The 369-nt window shown below is 47.4% G+C and carries 1 pseudogene; it reads right to left on the bottom strand.

Annotated elements, in window-relative coordinates:
* Positions 1 to 369: pseudogene (locus E2R66_RS28630) on the bottom strand (IS5/IS1182 family transposase); the annotation flags it as partial.

Here is a 369-nt window from a genome sequence, read left to right on the forward strand (position 1 = left end):
TCTGAGGGCAGCTATCCAGTAGTTTATCTATGGTGCCCAGGTTTCTTTTCAGGTAGTTCAGCTGTTTACCGATAGCTTTGTACAATTCTTTTTTGTTCTTTTTCTTCTTCTTTGCCGTGTTCAGATAATCCCTGCGGGCATTCCTGCGGTAAGTGCGCGGCTTCTTAGCGAGCTTTAAAAGTTCAGTCAATTGATCAATCATCCGCTCACTCTGTTCCCTGCTGTCCGAAAGCAAGTCCAGATCAGTGGGGTATTTGATCAGCTGATCGGCCACCGTAGCATCCATTTTCAGTTTCCCTTTCGGAGATGGCTCATTTTGTACTGGCTGGTCTGCCCCGGTTGCGCTTTGATCAACACGGGCATTATCCC

Source organism: Mucilaginibacter psychrotolerans, assembly GCF_004519315.1.
Lineage (GTDB): Bacteria > Bacteroidota > Bacteroidia > Sphingobacteriales > Sphingobacteriaceae > Mucilaginibacter > Mucilaginibacter psychrotolerans.